The organism is Arthrobacter sp. K41, assembly GCF_059089645.1.
The window spans coordinates 17,065-33,516 of record NZ_JBNHEW010000009.1 but is presented as its reverse complement, the minus strand read 5'-3'; the positions used below and the strand labels follow the sequence as shown (position 1 = coordinate 33,516).

Here is a 16,452-nt window from a genome sequence, read left to right as displayed (position 1 = left end):
AAAACGCAATGACAGAGTTGTCCGCTTCTCGCCGCCGGGAGTTTAAAGTGTTCGAACCAGCCCAGTTGCGCTCCTTCCTGGCGGTGGCCGAAACCCTCAGCTTCACCAAGGCGGCGGAACGGCTGGGGCTGGCCCAGCCCACCATCAGCCAGCACGTGCGCAAGCTTGAAACCGCCGCAAAGCGGGTGCTGATCACCAGGGACACCCGGGACGTGCGGCTGACAGACAACGGTGATGCGATGGCCGGGTTCGCACGGAACATCCTCTCCGCCCATGACGCCGCAGCACGTTACTTCTCCGGCTCGGCCATGCGTGGACGGCTGCGGTTCGGCACCGCTGACGACCTGGCCATCACCGGGCTGCCGCGCATCCTCCGTGAATTCCGCCAGATCTATCCGCAGATCAACCTGGAGCTTACGGTCGGTCAGAGTGACCAGCTCTACCGGAAGCTCAACGCAGGGCAGTTGGACCTGGTGTTCGTAAAGTGGGTGGCCGGCGCCAAGGATGGCACAGTTGTCCAGCATGACTCCTTCTCCTGGGTGGGCCAGGAACAGACAGTGCTGGAACCCGGCGCGCCCGTCCCGCTGATCGCCTACCCCTCACCGAGCCTGAGCCGGAAGCTCGCCATCGATGCGCTGGAATCCCACGGCAGGACGTGGCGGATTACGTGCACTACGCGCCAGATCAGCGGCGTCCTGGCTGCCGTCCGGGCCGGCATCGGGGTCGCGGTTATGCCGTCCTCCCTCGTCCCCGAGGACCTGAAGATCATCACCCGGCGCTTTGACCTGCCCGCAGTGGGCGATGTGGACTTCACCCTGATCCGCAACCCCTTGGCCAACTCCGAAGTGATCGACGCGCTGACGCAGTCCATAGTGGGGCGGACCATCAATCGGCCGGCCTGAAAACCACGGACAACACCCGCGCGCCGGAGGGGGGAAGACAGCCCGTTCTCCATTGATGCCGGAACGTTGCATAACCTATGCTGGTTTTCCCATGGTCAAGCAGCTGGCCAGTTCTTCAACACGAGTGCGTCCCGCACACCAGGGTCCGCACCCGGGACAGGCAGCCAATGACGACAGCCAAGAACACCCATTACAGCTCAGCACATGTCCGCCCGCATAACACTGCGCGGCCGCCAGCTACCCGCCGTTCCAACCTCGGTTCCGGTCTGGCCACCACTGACTCCGGATACGTGGGCAAGCCCACTTGCGACAACTGCCGCACCGACGAATTCGTTTACCTCGAGTCTTACATTCCGCCGACATACCGGCGCGACGGTTCCGTCGCCACCCTGGGTGAAGCCGCCTACACCTGCACCCGGTGTGAGGAGTTCTCCGCCCACAGCGTCCCGGTGAGCTGGTCGCCGCCAGGTTGGTACCTGGGCTGACGGACCGCCAACCAAGTAAGCAACAACAGAAGGCCGGGTGGCCACCGTGAAGGTGGCCACCCGGCCTTCTGTTTTCCCCTGCAACGAGCGGTGCTAGATCAGGGTGTCCGAAAGGTGGTTCGGCGTGCCAAAGCGGTGCGCAGTGATGCTGACAGCCTGCTCGTGCAGGAACGGCAGCAGTTCAACGCGGCCCGCCTCGGTGACCGGGTGTGCGTAGACAGCGAGGTCAGGACGTCCACCCGTAGCCTTTGCCATGGCCGCAGAGTCTCCGCCAATCAGGCGGATGCGTGCCCCCGAGAGCTTCCCGGCAGAAGCGAGCCGGCCAGCTGTAGCCAGCCATTCGCCGTCGGACTCAACCTTGACGTCAACGTCCAGCGCAGTGAGGACCGGACGCAGCTGGGCGGGAAGCTCGACGGCGGTGGACACCGTCAGCTCCGAACCGGCCAGCACGCCTGCTGCTACGGTCCGGACAAGGTGCGCGAGCGGCGCTCCTTCGGACAGCCGGACCGTCACGGGCAGGCTGCGGTACCGGAAGATGTTGCGCTCGGCGCTGAGGCCGGAAACGTCCTTCGCCGTACCGAACTCCTCCGCCCAGGCCTGCGCGTCCGAGGCCAGGGCCCGCTGGACGGATTCAAGCTCGGCAGGTTGCAGGTCGGAACCGGCGGCGTTGACGATCCGCCGGACACCGGGGTGGCTGGTCGTGGCATCCGCGGTACTGCGGGCGGACGTCCAGTCGCCCAGGCCGGCCAGGTAATTGGGCCCGCCTGCTTTGGTTCCTGCACCAACGGCGGACTTCTTCCAGCCGCCGAACGGCTGGCGTTGCACGATGGCGCCGGTGATGCCACGGTTGACGTAGAGGTTACCGGCCTGGATGTTCTCCAGCCAGATGCCCAGCTCCTCGGAGTTCAGGGAGTGCAGGCCGGCGGTGAGGCCGTACTCGATCTGGTTTTGGATCGCGATGGCCTCTTCCAGCGTCTCGGCGGTCATCACGCCCAGTACCGGGCCGAAGAACTCGGTCAGGTGGAAGTAGGAACCGCGCTTGACGCCGTACCGCACGCCGGGGCTCCAGAGCCGGCCGGTGTCATCCAGCTTCTGGGGTTCCACTGCCCAGTTTTCGCCTTCGCCGAGGGTGGTGAGGGCATTGAGGAGCTTTCCGTTGGCGGGCTCGATGATGGGGCCCATCTGGCTGGTGGGATCCTCGGGGTAGCCCACCTTCAGGGAGGTGACGGCGTCGATCAGCTGGTTGTGGAACCTCTTCGACTTGGCAACCGAACCAACGAGGATCACCAGTGAGGCGGCGGAGCACTTCTGGCCGGCGTGGCCGAACGCAGAGTAGGCAACGTCCTTGGCGGCAAGGTCCAAGTCCGCACTCGGGGTGACGATGATGGCGTTTTTGCCGCTGGTTTCGGCCAGGAGGGGCAGGTCCTGGCGGAAGGAGCGGAACAGCTCCGCGGTCTCGTAGCCGCCGGTGAGGATCACGCGGTCAACCGCCGGGTGTGAGATCAGCTGCTTGCCGAGTTCCCGCTCACCCAGCTGCACCATGGTGAGGACGTCCTTCGGCACGCCTGCTTCCCACAGTGCCTCGACCATCACGGCGCCGCTGCGTGCGGCCTGCTTCGCGGGCTTGATGACGACGGCGGAGCCGGCGGCAAGTGCCGCGAGGGTGGACCCGGCCGGAATGGCGACCGGGAAATTCCACGGCGGCGTGACCACGGTGAGCTTCGCCGGGATGAACGTGGCGCCGTCGACCTTGTCCAGCTTGCGGGCGGACTCGGCGTAGTAGTGGGCAAAATCCACAGCTTCGCTGACCTCGGGGTCACCCTGGTCGATGGTCTTGCCGGTCTCGCTGGCCATAACCTCGAGCAGGTCGGCGCGGCGGGCCTCCAGGACGTCGCCGGCGCGGTGCAGAATCTCGGCCCGCTCGTCCCCGGAGAGTGCACCCCAGGCTTTGCCCTTCTCCACGGCAGTTGCAATTACCGAGTTCAGGGTTGCCTCGTCCTTGACTGAAGCGGCCGCGACGGAAGCGTTGCCCAGGGTGGAGGACGGAACGCGTTCCAGGATGGCACGGCCCCAGCTGCGGTTGGCGGGGAGCGAGGGATCAGTGTCCGGGGTGTTCTCGAAACCCTGGTGGGGCATCGGGACCGGCGGCAGGCTGCGGTTCTGCTGCCGGTTCGCCGGGGGAACCGTGTTGTCCAGTGCCGAGAGTGAGGCGAGGAAGCGCTGTTTCTCCCGCTCGAACAGGACCTCGTTTTCGCTCAGCTCAAAGACGGCCGACATGAAGTTGTCCTGGCTCGCGCCCTCTTCGAGGCGGCGGATCAGGTAGGCGATGGCGACGTCGAACTCGGCCGGGTGCACCACGGGTGTGTAGAGCAGCAGCGAACCGACATCCTTTTTGACGGCTTCAGCCTGGCCTTGGGCCATGCCCAGCAGCATCTCGAACTCGATGCCGGATTCAACGCCGCGCTGCTTGGCCAGGAGCCAGGCGAAGGCGATGTCGAAGAGGTTATGGCCCGCCACGCCGATCCGGATGTTCTGGATGCGGTCCGGGTGCAGGGAGTAGTTGATGACGCTCTTGTAGCTGGTGTCGGAGTCCTGCTTGCTGCCCCACGTGGCCAGCGGCCAGTCGTGCAGGGAGGCCTCCACCTGCTCCATGGGCAGGTTGGCGCCCTTGACCACGCGGACCTTGATGGCGGCGCCACCGGCGGCACGGCGCTCGGCGGCCCAGTCCTGGAGCCGGATCATGGCCGAGAGGGCGTCGGGAAGGTAGGCCTGAAGCACGATTCCGGCTTCGAGGTCCTTGAACTCGGGCTTGTCTAGAATCCTGGTGAAGACCGCGATGGTCATATCCAGGTCCTTGTACTCCTCCATGTCCAGGTTGATGAACTTGGCTTTCTTTCCGTTTCCGGCGAAGGAGGCGGCGCGCTGGAACAGCGGCGTAAGCTTCTCGACGACGTGCTCCACGGCCTCGTCGAAGGCCCAGGCGGAGTGCGGGGCGACGGTGGAGGACACCTTGATGGAGACGTAGTCGACGTCGGGGCGTGCCAGCAGGGTGTGCGTGCCTTCGAGCCGGCGGGACGCTTCGTGCTCGCCGAGGACGGCCTCACCGAGGAGGTTGACGTTGAGCTTGATGCCGTCCTTGCGGATCTTGGTGATGGCCGGGCCCAGCTTGGCGTCCGTGGCGTCCACAATGAGGTGGCCCACCATTTCGCGGAGGACCTTGCGGGCAATGGGAATAACAACCTGCGGCATAACCGGGGCCATGGTTCCGCCCAACTGGACCGCGCGGCGCATGTACCAGGGCAGGAAGGCCGGAACCTTCGGGGCCAGGGCTGCAAGGTTGCGTGCGGCCACGTTCAGGTCTTCCGGGCGCACCACGCCGTCCACGAACCCCACGGTGAACTCAAGCCCGTTGGGATCCTTCAGCACGCCTGCGAGCTGCTGTGCGGAAGCGTCGACGGGAACTTTGGATGCCTCGGTCAGCCAGTGGCGGACCAGCGCTACGGTTTCATTCGCAAGCGCCTTCGCCTGCGGCACATCGACGTCGACGGCCGGCACTGTTCCGGCGGCGACTGCGGACTCCATTGCTACGTGGGTCATGGCTTTTTCCTCATTCTTTCCTGTGGTTCGAGGAGGTCTTACCCACCAGTATGAGCCTCGGTTCACATAAGATAAAGCGATCTTTCCTGAGCATTACAGGTTAGAAAAGATGATGGTTATGAACGGCGCGAGGAGCTTCATCAGATGCCCTCTTACCACTGACTTAAAACACCGAACCCTCCCGCACCTACAGTGCGGGAGGGTCCGCGCGGGACGCGTCAAAAGTGAGAGAGCGTCCCTGGAAAACGGGTGATACGTGAGAGAGGGTGTCAGCGCAGGGGGCGGTGCATCTCCACGATCTCCTCGTGCCGCGGGCTGTTGGGGTTCATCAGCGAGTTCCGGCGGCCGTAGAAGAAGTAGATGGCCAGGCCTACGATGAGCCAGACGCCGAAGCGCGCCCAGGTTTCCCAGTGCAGTTGGAACATCAGGAATGCCGACGCCAACACACCGAACGCGGGGATAACCGGCATGAGTGGCAGGCGGAAGGTCCGGGGTGCGTCCGGCTTCTTGTAGCGGAATATGATCACCGAGAAGCAGACGACGACGAACGCGGCGAGGATGCCGATGTTGGTGAGGTCCGCGACGGCCTTGATGGGGAATACGCCGGCCAGCAGGGCAGAGGCGACGCCGGCTATCCAGGTGACGCGCTGCGGGGTGCCGTGGCGGTCCGTCTTGGCGAACCAGCCGGGCAGCAGGCCATCACGGCTCATTGAGAACCAGACGCGGGTAACGCCCAGGAGGAACGTCAGCATCACGGTAAGGATGGACAGGACCGCGAACACCGAGATGATGGTGGCAATGACCGGCAGGCCAACGCCGGTGAAGGCTGAAGCGAAGCCGGCCGTGGGGTCGATGTCCTTGTAGTTCTGCATTCCGGTGAGCACCAGAGTGGCGGCCACGTACAGCAGCATGGCAATGATCAGCGAGAGGATGATGGCCTTGGGCATGTGCTTTTTGCCGTCGGTGGCTTCCTCCGCCGCGGTGCTCATGGCGTCGTAGCCGAACACGGCGAAGAAAACGGTGGCCGCGCCGGCAAGGACGGGACCGAAGCCGCTGGGCATGAACGGGTTGTAGTTGTTGGTGTCGATGTAGAAGACACCCAGTCCGATGATGAAAAGGATCAGGAGGACCTTGATGGCAACGGCCACGAGTTCGAACCGGCCGAACGCCTTGGTGCCGCGGGAAAGGATCCAGGTCACCAGCAGGCAGACCACGATGGCGGGGATGTTCACAACGCCGCCCCTGCCCTCATCAGCCGTGGACGTCATCCAAAGGGGCATGTTGATGCCGATTCCGGAGAGGAAGGCGTCGAAGTAGCCGGAGATACCGATGGCCACCACGGCCACGATGGCGATGTATTCCAGCAGCAGGTCCCAGCCGATGAACCAGCCGACGATCTCCCCCAGCGCAACATAGCCGTAGGTGTAGGCAGAGCCGGCCCGGGGGATCATGCCGGCGAACTCTGCGTAGGACAGCGCGGCGGCCGCCGAAGCGAGGCCGGCCACCAGGAAGGAAATCAACACGGCGGGCCCCACCCCGGGTGAGCTTTCGCTTCCTGCTGCCACCAGTCCCGCAAGGGAGAAGATGCCGACGCCGATGATGCCGCCTACGCCGATCGCCGTAAGCTGCCACAGCCCGAGTGACTTGAAGAGGCCACTGTGTTTGTTTTCTTCCTCAATGTCGTCAATGGGCTTGCGCCTCATGATCGACTGGCTCATATCTCTAGTGCTCATCAGGAACTCCTGCTTGGGGTGCGACCCCGCCGCGGCACGCCTTTAGGCGCTGTGACGGGGGTAACTCGGTTCCAACAGTATGCAAGCCTGCTTGCATTAGATAAAGTGGCTACTTCTAACCTATATTCGTTAGTTTCAGTTAGGAATTCCCCATGCTCGACGTTCGCCGACTCCGGCTGCTCCGCGAGCTAAGCATCCGGGGGACGCTCGCGGAGGTGGCGGAGGCACTGCAGTACAGCCCGTCGTCGGTATCGCAGCAGCTTGCCTTGCTGGAGAAGGAGGTGGGCGTGGAGCTGCTCCGGAAGACCGGCCGGCGGGTGCAGCTCACGCCGCAGGCGGAAGTGCTGGTGGCGCACACGGCGAGCCTGCTGGAGACCATGGAACAGGCCGAGGCGGACCTGGCCGCCTCCCTGACCACCGTCACCGGAACGGTGCGGATCGCGGTTTTCCAGTCGGCGGCCCTAGCCCTGATGCCCGACACGCTGACCCGGATGGCCAAAGAGTACCCGGAGGTCCGCATCGAGATGATCCAGCGCGAGCCGGAAACCGCGCTGCACGAAACGTGGGCGCGGGACTTCGACCTTGTGATCGCAGAGCAGTATCCGGGGCACGCGGCACCGCGCTATCCGGAGCTGGACCGAATCAAGCTGACCACGGACGCCATCAGGCTGGCAGTTCCGGCGGACTCCGACGGCGGACCGGCCATCCGTTCACTGGCCGACACCGCGGATCTTGCCTGGGTTATGGAGCCGCGCGGCGCGGCGTCACGGCACTGGGCGGAGCAGGCATGCCGCAGCGCCGGGTTCGAGCCCGACGTCCGTTACGAAACAGCGGACCTGCAGGCGCAGATCCGCCTGATTGAATCCGGCAACGCCGTAGCCCTGATGCCGGACCTGGTGTGGACCGGCCGCGGCACCACCGCCGAGCTCCTGGAACTTCCGGGAAAGCCGCACCGCACCATCTTCACCTCCGTCCGCCGCTCCAGCGCCCAGCGTCCGGCGATCCTGGCCGCACGGGAGACCCTTGCTGCCGCTGCGGCTGCAGTGGCAAGGCACGACGCCGGGTAACCAGCCGCCGTCGTACTCTTCTGTTGCGGAGTGAAGGACCGGTGTTCCCTGCGTCACTGCGCGGGAATGCCGCCCGGCGCTAGACTGAAGCCGTTATGAATCGAACCATGTTCAAGTCCAAAATCCACCGGGCCACTGTCACGCATGCCGACCTGCACTACGTGGGTTCGGTCACCGTTGACCTGGACCTGCTCGAGGCTGCCGACATCCTGCCCGGGGAACTTGTCTCGATTGTGGACATCACCAACGGCGCGCGGCTGGAGACATACACCATCGCCGGCGAGCGCGGTTCGGGCGTCATCGGCATCAATGGTGCCGCCGCGCACCTGATGCACGAAAACGATCTTGTCATCCTGATTACCTACGCCCAGATGACCACCGAGGAAGCGAAGTCCTACGAGCCCAAAGTGGTCCACGTGGACGCCAACAACAAAGTGGTCCAGCTCGGCAACGATCCCGCCGAGGGCCTGACGCCCGGACTGCTGCGCCCCCCGTTTGCCCTTAACAACGCTGCGCTCTAACCCGGAGCGTGCGTCCCGGTACCTGCCTCCGCTGCGCCCCGTGGGTTGATTCGCTGCGGGTCCTCCCTTGCTAGGTGTCCTGGCCGGCTTCTTTGTGGTCTGGTGCATCATCCTGGTGGGCTGGTTCGTGGGCCGGCAGAAAATCCTGGGCGACAATGCACGGCAGGTCCTGAGCTCCCTCACCTTTTTTGTGGCCAGCCCGGCGCTCCTCTTCGAAACCCTGAGCAAGGCCCGCCTCGCCGAAGTCTTCGCAGCTCCGCTGCTGGTGGCGGCGGTGTCCGCCATCGCCACCGCCGCCATTTTCTTCGCCATTGCCAGGTTCTGGCTTAAACGCCCGCTCTCCGAGTCCCTGATGTCCTCGATGGCGGCCTCGCTGGTCAACTCCGCCAACCTGGGCATCCCCATCTCGGTCTACGTCCTGGGTGACGCGAGCTACGTGGCACCGCTGCTGATCTTCCAGCTCGCCTTCTTCACGCCGCTGTTCCTGATGATCCTGGATTCCAGCACCAGTTCCCACCGCACCACGCCACTGAGCTTCCTGGTGATGATCCTCAAGAACCCGATGATCGTCGGCTCCGCGCTGGGCCTGCTGGTGGCCGGCACCGGCTGGCAGGTTCCGCCGCTGGTCATGGAGCCCATCCACCTGATCGGCGGCGCCGCAATTCCGGCTATGCTCATCGCTTTTGGGATGAGCCTCAACGGGACCCGCCCGCTGCAGGCCTCCGCTGCCCGCCGGGTGGACACCCTGCTGGCCTCCGCCTTCAAACTGGCGGTCCAGCCTGCCCTCGCGTATCTCTTCGCCAGGTTCGCGCTGGGGCTGGAAGGCCATATCCTGTTCGCCGTGGTGGTCACGTCCGCGCTGCCCACCGCGCAGAATGTTTTTGTGGCTGCCAGCCGTTACAAAACCGGCCTCACCGTAGCCAAGGACACCGTGCTGATTACAACTGTGGTGGCCGTCCCGGCGATGATCGCCGTCGCGCTGCTGCTGACGTGATGGGAGACTGATGGGAACAATGCTGGACACCGTAGTGGTCGGTGGCGGAGCCATGGGTTCGGCTGCCGCCTGGGCATTGTCCCGCCGCGGCCGCCAGGTAACCCTGGTGGAGCAGTTCGGGCCAGGGCACCGCATAGGGGCCTCGCACGGCAGCACCCGCAACCTCAACCCCGGCTACCACCGCCCGGAATACGTGGCCATGCTGGCCGAGGGCCTGAGCCTGTGGGACGAGCTGGAGCAGGAGAGCGGACAACAGCTGCTGGCCAGGACGGGAATAGTCAACCACGGCCCGGACCCGCGGCTGCCGGAAGTTGCCGAAGCATTGAATCAGGCGGGCATCCGGGCCGAGTTCCTGTCCCCGGAGGAAGCAGGCGAGCGCTGGCGCGGCATCCGCTTCGACGGGCAGGCACTCCATATGCCCGACGGCGGCCAGCTCAACCCGGAGGCTGCTCTGCCGGCCTTCCAGCGGCTCGCCGCAGCCCGGGGCGCCCAAATCCGCCACCACACCAAAGTGGTGGAACTGAAGATCATGGACGACGCCGTCCGTCTGGTCTTCGAGTCTCCGTCCGGAACCGAGGCGGCCACCGCCGCCCAGGTTGTTCTTACTGCCGGCGGCTGGACCGACAAGCTCCTGGCCGGCGCCCGTGGAAGCGCGGGGCTGCGGATTCCGAAGCTGCGGGTCACACAGGAGCAGCCGGCCCACTTCCGGGTGCTGGACGAAGGGGCCGTCTGGCCCGGTTTCAACCACACACCCGGCACTGGTGCGCAATACAGGAACTGGTACTCGCCGGTGTACGGAATGCAGACGCCGGGCGAGGGCATCAAGGCCGGCTGGCACGGCGTTGGGCCGGTGGTGAACCCTGACCGGCGCTCTTTCCAGCCGGAGCCCGCCCAGCTCGCCGCCCTGCAGGACTATGCCCGGACGTGGCTGCCCGGAGTGGACGCGGACTCATTCGAGGCGATCAGCTGCACCTACACCACCACTCCGGACGAGGACTTCATCCTGGACCGGATCGGCCCCCTGGTGATCGGCGCCGGGTTCTCCGGGCACGGGTTCAAGTTCACTCCCGTTGTCGGCCGCATGCTTGCAGACCTCGCCACCGGCACCCGGCCGGCCCCGGAGATTTTTCGCGCCTCCCGGTAGCCTCACGCCGGCCCTCAGCGCCGGGGGCTGCCCTCCGCCTCGCTGGCAACGGATCCGGTGTCGGCCCGGCCGGCTTCGCCTGCCTTTACCGCGGGCATTGCCAGCACTGCCGCCACGGTCAGGATCCCCGCTGCCAGCGCGGCCAGGAAGACGGCTCCTGAGGCGGCGACGACGGCAGGCGCGTCACCAGAACCGCCTGCCGTATTGGCGTAGGCCGAATTCGCGATGGCACCAAACACGGCCACGCCGAGGGCGCTGCCGATGGACCGGGCGAACATGTTGGTGCTGGTCACCACGCCCCGTTCATTCCATTCCACACTGGATTGGGCGGAAATGAGGGTGGGAGTGGCGACCAGCCCGAGGCCGAGTCCGACGATGAAGCAGCTGACGGCGACCAGCACCACGTTGGGGGTGGAAGCCGTGAGTGCCAGGACCAGGAGTCCCAGCACGGTGATGGCGATTCCGATCAAGGCAGTGGGCTTGAAGCCAAGCCGGAGGTAGAAACGCCCGGCTTGCGAGGCGCTGATGGGCCAGCCGAGGGTGAGCGCTGCGAGCGCCAGGCCGGCGATCAGGGGCGAGGAGGACAGTGCCCCTTCGAGGAACGTGGGCACGTACGAGGTCAGTCCGATCATGACCGCCCCGACGCCGAAGGACACCAGCGCTGTCGTGCCCAGCAGGCGCCGCGACACCACCCAGGACGGCAGGACCGGCTCGGCTGCACGCCGCTCCACCAGGACAAAGAGGACCAGCAGCACTCCGCCTACCGCAAAGATGCCGATGCTGATGGGGGAAGTCCAATCCCACCCCTGCCCGCTCTCAAGTGCCCCAAGGATCAACAGGCCAAGCGACACGGCCAACAGGCCGGCGCCGGCGTAATCCACTTTGTGCCTGGCACGTTCGACGTTCTCGTGCAGGGTCCGGAGCAGCATCCACCCTGCCAGCAGGCACAGCGGAACGTTGACCAGGAAGATTCCTCGCCAGATCCCCAGGGAAGAGAAGACGCCGCCGAGGCTGGGCCCTACCACTGAGGAAACTGCCCACACACTGGCCAGGTAACCCTGGACCTTGGCCCGTTCCTCGACCGAGTAGATGTCCCCGGCGATGGTGATGGACACCGGCAGCACGGCTCCGGCACCGAGTCCCTGGAGCGCCCGGAAGGCGATCAGGGCGGGCATGCTCCAGGCGATTCCGCAGAGGATGGAGCCGAGCAGGAAGAGCCCGATTCCGGCCAAGATGATGGGCTTGCGCCCCACTATGTCCGAGAGCTTGCCGTAAATGGGGACGGAGACTGCCTGGGCCAGCAGGTATGCCGAGAAAAGCCACGGGAACGATTCGAATCCGCCGATGTCACGGACGATTGAGGGTACCGCGGTGGCCACGATCGTGGAGTCGATGGCCACCAGTCCGGTGGACAGCATCAGGGCGATGAGAATGGGACCGCGTTTGGAGCGGAACCCTACGCCGTCGGCGGCGGGTGCCATGTCAGACCCTCGCCAGGCCGGCGGCTTCGGCCAGGAGCTCGACCGAGCGCAGCCGGGTCTCCGTGCCCATGCTTTGGTGCGCCACGATGAGCTCGTCGGCGTCGGCGTGCCTGCCAAAGCCTTCCAGGTAATCCATCACCACGTCGGGCGTGCCCACAGCTGAGTAGGTCATCATCTGCGAGAGGTGCTGGCCCTGCGGGGAGTCGAGGATCATGTCAGCTTCGTCGTCGGTGAACTCGCGGCCGCCGCCGAAGAACAGGGAAACCCGCGCGCGCATGGTGGCGCGCAACATGGCCTGCGCCTCGGAGGCGGAATCGGCGGCAATTACGTTGACGCCGGCGATGACGTGCGGTGCATCCAGCTGGGCTGAAGGCTTGAATTCGCTGCGGTAGATGGCCACGGCATCCTGCAGCGCGTTCGGGGCGAAATGGGAGGCAAACGCGTACGGCAGGCCAAGCTGGGCGGCCAGGCGCGCGCCGAACAGCGAGGAGCCCAGGATGTACAGCGGAACGTTTGTGCCCTTGCCCGGGGTGGCTTCGACGCCTTGGATGCGGGTGGGTCCGGTGAGGTACCCCTGGAGTTCCAGCACGTCCTGGGGGAAGCTGTCCGCCGACATAGGGTCCCGGCGCAGGGCGCGCATGGTGTTCTGGTCGCTGCCGGGGGCGCGGCCGAGGCCAAGGTCGATCCTGCCCGGGTGCAGGGTTTCCAGGGTGCCGAACTGCTCGGCGATGGTCAGGGGGGAGTGGTTGGGCAGCATCACGCCGCCGGCGCCAAGCCGGATGCTTTCCGTGTGCGCCGCGACGTGGGCGATCAGCACGCTCGTGGCGGAGGAGGCGATGGAGGACATGTTGTGGTGCTCGGCGTACCAGACGCGCCGGTATCCCAGCTTTTCGGCGCTTTGCGCCATGGCCACGCTGCCCGCGAAACTCTCCGCCGCCGTCTGGCCTTTGCCGATGGTTGCCAGGTCAAGGATGGAGAGGGGAAGAGTCACGGTGAGTGCCGGCCTTTCAGAGCGTTGCGTGAAGTTTGCCGGCCAGGTCAGGGCGGGCACTTCGTGCATAACCACTGCGGTGGCCGTCTTATTTCGGCTGTGACGGAATACTCAGCACACTTACGAGGTTGCCGACCTTAGTGATCAGCCCGCACAAAAGAGGAGCAACACCGTGGCCAACATTTTGATGGTTGTTTCAGCAGCAGACTCGCTCACCATGAAGGACGGCAGCGAGCACCCTACCGGCTACTGGGCCGAGGAGCTGGTGGTTGCGCACCAAACGTTGATTGATGCAGGACATACCGTCCACCTGGCAACCCCCGGTGGTGCCCGGCCCACCGTTGACCAGGTGAGCCTGGCTGCCGAATCTGCGGGCGGCGAGGACAGGGCGAAGGGCTTCCGGGACTACCTCGCGTCCATCGATGCCGAGCTCGGGCACCCGCTGGTGCTGGCCGACGTCGACCTTTCCCCCTACGACTCCGTCGTGATGCCCGGCGGCCACGGTCCCATGGCAGACCTGTACAAGGACGCGGACCTCGGCAGGCTCCTGGCCGCGGCCGATAAGGACGGCAAGATCATCGCGCCCTTCTGCCACGGCCCCGCCGGACTGCTGAGCGCCATGGACGACGACGGCGCGTTCGTTTTCGCAGGGCGTCGCCTCACGGTGTTCAGCAACGAGGAGGAACTGGGCGGCGGCACGGGCGAAAACACCCCGTGGATGGTGGAGGATGCTCTGAAGGAGAAGGGCGCGGTTATCGAGAACGCTGCAGCCTGGACGTCCAACGTAGTCCGCGACGGAAACCTCGTCACCGGCCAGAACCCGCAGTCCAGCGAGGACGTGGCCAAGGAAGTCATCAACGCGCTGGGCTGATCCCAGGGTGCTGAAACAGCAAAGTGGCCCGGTCTGATGACCGGGCCACTTCTTTGCTGCGCACATCATTTGGCACCACTTGGTTTTGGTGCAGACGCAGCCCCGAATATGACCGCCGCAGTCCTCCGGTGAACGGCCGTTACTTCCTGTATCTCCGGGTTGCGAAGCCCTTTGATTCCCCTGCGCGGGCTGCCGGATAGTGGCTGCAACAAGCACAGTCCGTTGCATCCACCACGTACCTCCAAGGAGGAAAAATGGCCATCAAAAAGGCGAAACCCGCTACCGTTGCAGCCGTCACCATCACCGCGTTGCTGGGGCTCGCTGCCTGCGCAGATCCCGGCGCGACGGCGGCGACAGCACCGTCGTCGTCCTCCGCCACGGCGGCGGGGAAGTCTTTCAACCTGTCCCCCGAGCAGGACCGTTTCAAGGTGGAGGTTGACCCCGCTGCCGCCGCGCTGGTCCCCGAGGCCATCAAGGCCGACGGCAAGCTCACTGTGGTGAGCACCGGCGGCACGGCACCGTTGAGCCTTTTTGCCACTGACAACAAAACGCTCATCGGCAGTGAAGTGGACATCGCCTACGCAGTGGGCGAGACACTGGGGCTGGAGGTCGAGGCCCTTCCGGTGGCGTGGGCCGACTGGCCGCTGGGCGTCGAATCCGGCAAGTACGAGGCCGTGCTCTCCAACGTGACCGTCACCGAAGCCCGTAAAGAGAAGTTCGACTTCGCCACCTACCGCAACGATCTTCTGGGCTTCTACGCCAAGAGCGATTCGGACATCGGCGAGATCAAGGAAGCCAAGGACGTGGCCGGCAAGCGCATCATCGTGGGCTCCGGCACCAACCAGGAAGCCATCCTGGTGCGCTGGGACGAGGAGAACAAAAAGAACGGCCTGAAGCCGGTGGAGTTCCAGTATTACGACGACGACTCCGCCTCCACGCTGGCCCTTCAGTCCGGCCGCGCAGACCTCACGTTCGGCCCCAACGCCGGTGCTGCCTACAAGGCCGCCCAGGACGGCAAGAGCAAGCAGGTGGGCACGCTCAACGGCGGCTGGCCGTTGACGGCCGAGATTGCCTTCACCACCAAAAAGGACAACGGCCTGGCTGTCGCTGCCCAGACTGCCCTGAACGAGTTGATTGAGAACGGCACCTACGCCAGGATCCTGGAGCGCTGGGGATTGTCTTCGGAAGCCATCCAGAAGTCCGAACTGAACCCGGCAGGGCTGCCCAAGACGTAACACCCTGCCGATGAGTGAGTCCCCGCCTTGCTTCAGCGAGGCGGGGACTCTTCACTTTTGCTTTCCCGCCATTCGTCAGGAGGACCGGCAGGTCCGGGCGCCTATTCTGGGAAGCAGCCACACCCCAACGCTGAAGGAGTCCCATGCCCCAGCCCACACGTCCCCTGCGCAAGCTTGGATTCCTCACGATTGGCCTGTTCGATCCGGCTGATCCCGCACCCGGCCACCAGTCCACGCTGGAGATTATCGAACTGGGTGAGCGGCTTGGATTCGACAGCGCCTGGCTGCGCCACCGCCACCTGCAGTTCGGAATTTCCTCCCCGATTGCGGTGATGGCAGCCGCCAGCCAGCGCACTTCCCGCATTGAGCTTGGAACCGCTGTTACGCCGCTGGGCTGGGAAAACCCATTGCGGCTTGCCGAGGATCTGGCCACCGTGGATCTGCTTTCCGGGGGACGAATCAATCCGGGGCTGAGTGTAGGTGAACCGATGCACTACGCCACCGTGAAGCACGAGTTGTACCCGCATTCCTCGGAGCTGGAGGACTTCAGCTACTCGCGCGTGGAGCGGCTTGCACGCTTGGTGGCAGGGCAGCCCGTGCGGGATTTTTCCGGCCGGCAGGGCGTGGTGGAGGAATTTTCCAACCGCGTCGAGCCCCACTCTCCCGGACTCCGGGACCGGCTTTGGTATGGGGCGGGCAGCAGGAAGTCGGCCGTCTGGGCGGGGGCAAACGGCTTTAACCTGCTCTCCAGCAGCGTGATCTTCCCCGAACCGGACCAGGAACCGGACTTTGCCAACATTCAGCAATTGCAGATCCGTGCCTACCGGGAGGCCGCAGCGTCTGCGCAAGCCCATGGACCGGCCCGTGTGTCGCAGGGCCTGGTGGTGATCCCCACCGATTCGGCATCAGCCGGCCAGCGGGCAAAGTACCAGAGGTACGTCGATGAACGCACTCCCCGCACCCGGACACCGCAGGGGCCAAAAGGCATGCTGTTTGCACCGGACCTCATCGGCACCAGCGAAGAAATTGCCGAGCAACTGTACGCGCACGCCGGGTTCCAGGAAGTCGACGAGGTGGCATTCGCACTGCCCTTTAGCTTTGACCAGGAAGATTACGTCCAGATCCTCACCGACATCGCCGGCAAATTGGGTCCCGCCCTGGGATGGACTCCTGCCGACGGCGGGCAAGACCAGTTGGAGGCCGGGGCCGGCGGGACCACGGTATTTCCGATGTGAGCCTGAAGGCTGTGCCGCGCGGAGCAGGGGTCGCCTTCGCCCCGCCAGGAGGCTCCGCCTGAACTCATGCGGCGGAGGCCTAAGTATCCTAGAGCCGCTGTTCCCAAACCGTCAGCTGCAACCTGATACTCCCCGGCGAAGGGTCGACGACGGCGCTCTCCCCAGCGTCTTCGCCGGCCCTTCCCATAAAACCAGC

General features: G+C 65.1%; 13 protein-coding genes. 9 read left to right on the top strand and 4 right to left on the bottom strand.

Going from position 1 to position 16,452, the window contains the following annotated elements; translation table 11 throughout:
• Window positions 1-47 precede the first annotated feature (47 nt).
• Together AC5RTE_RS16330 and AC5RTE_RS16325 are read left to right on the top strand one after the other, a co-directional pair.
• Entirely contained in the window at window positions 48-902 is an 855-nt protein-coding gene (locus tag AC5RTE_RS16330) for a LysR family transcriptional regulator (protein ID WP_494042427.1), read from the top strand.
• Window positions 903-1,069: 167 nt separating this feature from the next.
• The gene (locus tag AC5RTE_RS16325) at window positions 1,070-1,387 is read left to right on the top strand and encodes a hypothetical protein (protein WP_494042426.1); all 318 of its coding nucleotides are present in this window, start codon (window positions 1,070-1,072) and stop codon (window positions 1,385-1,387) included.
• Window positions 1,388-1,480: 93 nt separating this feature from the next.
• On the opposite strand, the gene AC5RTE_RS16320 is transcribed toward AC5RTE_RS16325, so the two are convergent.
• Both AC5RTE_RS16320 and AC5RTE_RS16315 read right to left on the bottom strand, forming a co-directional pair.
• Window positions 1,481-4,984: a proline dehydrogenase family protein gene (locus tag AC5RTE_RS16320; protein WP_494042425.1), complete on the bottom strand. Its 3,504-nt coding sequence runs from the start codon at window positions 4,982-4,984 to the stop codon at window positions 1,481-1,483.
• Window positions 4,985-5,253: 269 nt separating this feature from the next.
• The gene (locus AC5RTE_RS16315) at window positions 5,254-6,717 is read right to left on the bottom strand and encodes an amino acid permease (protein ID WP_494042424.1); all 1,464 of its coding nucleotides are present in this window, start codon (window positions 6,715-6,717) and stop codon (window positions 5,254-5,256) included.
• Between the two features lie 152 nt (window positions 6,718-6,869).
• Between AC5RTE_RS16315 and AC5RTE_RS16310 the strand changes: the two genes are divergently transcribed.
• From AC5RTE_RS16310 to AC5RTE_RS16295, 4 genes are all read left to right on the top strand, one after another.
• Window positions 6,870-7,784 (top strand): LysR family transcriptional regulator, encoded by a 915-nt coding sequence (locus tag AC5RTE_RS16310; RefSeq protein ID WP_494042423.1) that lies wholly within the window; start codon window positions 6,870-6,872, stop codon window positions 7,782-7,784.
• 95 nt (window positions 7,785-7,879) lie between these two features.
• Window positions 7,880-8,305: an aspartate 1-decarboxylase gene (gene panD, locus AC5RTE_RS16305; protein WP_494042422.1), complete on the top strand. Its 426-nt coding sequence runs from the start codon at window positions 7,880-7,882 to the stop codon at window positions 8,303-8,305.
• A gap of 67 nt (window positions 8,306-8,372) precedes the next feature.
• Complete coding sequence (locus AC5RTE_RS16300) at window positions 8,373-9,299, top strand: AEC family transporter (RefSeq protein ID WP_494042421.1); 927 nt, start codon at window positions 8,373-8,375, stop codon at window positions 9,297-9,299.
• Window positions 9,300-9,309: 10 nt separating this feature from the next.
• Window positions 9,310-10,443 carry an FAD-dependent oxidoreductase gene (locus tag AC5RTE_RS16295; protein ID WP_494042420.1) on the top strand — a complete coding sequence of 378 codons (1,134 nt, stop codon included), beginning with the start codon at window positions 9,310-9,312 and terminating at the stop codon, window positions 10,441-10,443.
• Between the two features lie 14 nt (window positions 10,444-10,457).
• Here the strand turns inward: AC5RTE_RS16295 and AC5RTE_RS16290 are convergent, their stop codons facing one another.
• On the bottom strand, window positions 10,458-11,924 hold the full coding sequence (locus tag AC5RTE_RS16290) for an MFS transporter (protein ID WP_494042419.1): 1,467 nt from the start codon (window positions 11,922-11,924) through the stop codon (window positions 10,458-10,460).
• Window position 11,925: 1 nt separating this feature from the next.
• On the bottom strand, window positions 11,926-12,915 hold the full coding sequence (locus tag AC5RTE_RS16285) for an LLM class flavin-dependent oxidoreductase (protein ID WP_494042418.1): 990 nt from the start codon (window positions 12,913-12,915) through the stop codon (window positions 11,926-11,928).
• Window positions 12,916-13,087: 172 nt separating this feature from the next.
• Here AC5RTE_RS16285 and AC5RTE_RS16280 point away from each other — a divergent pair, with 172 nt between their 5' ends.
• The 3 genes from AC5RTE_RS16280 to AC5RTE_RS16270 all read left to right on the top strand — a co-directional run bounded on the left by AC5RTE_RS16280 (window position 13,088) and on the right by AC5RTE_RS16270 (window position 16,256).
• Window positions 13,088-13,786 (top strand): type 1 glutamine amidotransferase domain-containing protein, encoded by a 699-nt coding sequence (locus AC5RTE_RS16280; protein WP_494042417.1) that lies wholly within the window; start codon window positions 13,088-13,090, stop codon window positions 13,784-13,786.
• Window positions 13,787-14,040: 254 nt separating this feature from the next.
• Complete coding sequence (locus AC5RTE_RS16275; RefSeq protein WP_494042416.1) at window positions 14,041-15,021, top strand: ABC transporter substrate-binding protein; 981 nt, start codon at window positions 14,041-14,043, stop codon at window positions 15,019-15,021.
• A 143-nt stretch (window positions 15,022-15,164) separates the two neighbouring features.
• Window positions 15,165-16,256 (top strand): LLM class flavin-dependent oxidoreductase, encoded by a 1,092-nt coding sequence (locus tag AC5RTE_RS16270; RefSeq protein ID WP_494042415.1) that lies wholly within the window; start codon window positions 15,165-15,167, stop codon window positions 16,254-16,256.
• The last annotated feature ends 196 nt before the right edge of the window (window positions 16,257-16,452 follow it).